We start from the raw sequence: 251 nt of genomic DNA, 5'->3' as shown, positions 1-251 counted from the left end.
CTGCTGGCGCAGGTGGTCCGTCAACGCCACCAAGTCCGTTGGCTCAATCACCAGGCAGTAGTGATCCAGGTTCCGTGGGCCCTCGCCAACCGGCTCCTGGTCAGGAAAGGGGAACAGGTCGATAATTGTCTCATTGTTCACCCTGGCGCAGGGGAAGGGCAACTCGCCGGCGCGCCATTCTTCGACCCTCATCGGGGTGAGGCCCAGGACGCCGGTATAAAACTCGAGGGCTCGCTCTACGTCCTTACACC

Annotated in this window: 1 protein-coding gene; it reads right to left on the bottom strand. The window is 61.8% G+C overall.

What is annotated here, in order from left to right:
• On the bottom strand, positions 1-251 hold a 251-nt coding region (locus SAY88_RS26235; protein WP_431308933.1), incomplete at both ends, for a VOC family protein.

This window comes from Halalkalibacter flavus (assembly GCF_036663575.1).
GTDB classification, from domain to species: Bacteria; Bacillota; Bacilli; order Bacillales; family Bacillaceae_D; genus Halalkalibacter; species Halalkalibacter flavus.
The sequence above is the reverse complement of the archived record's forward strand: the minus strand, read 5'-3'. Positions and strand labels throughout refer to the sequence as shown.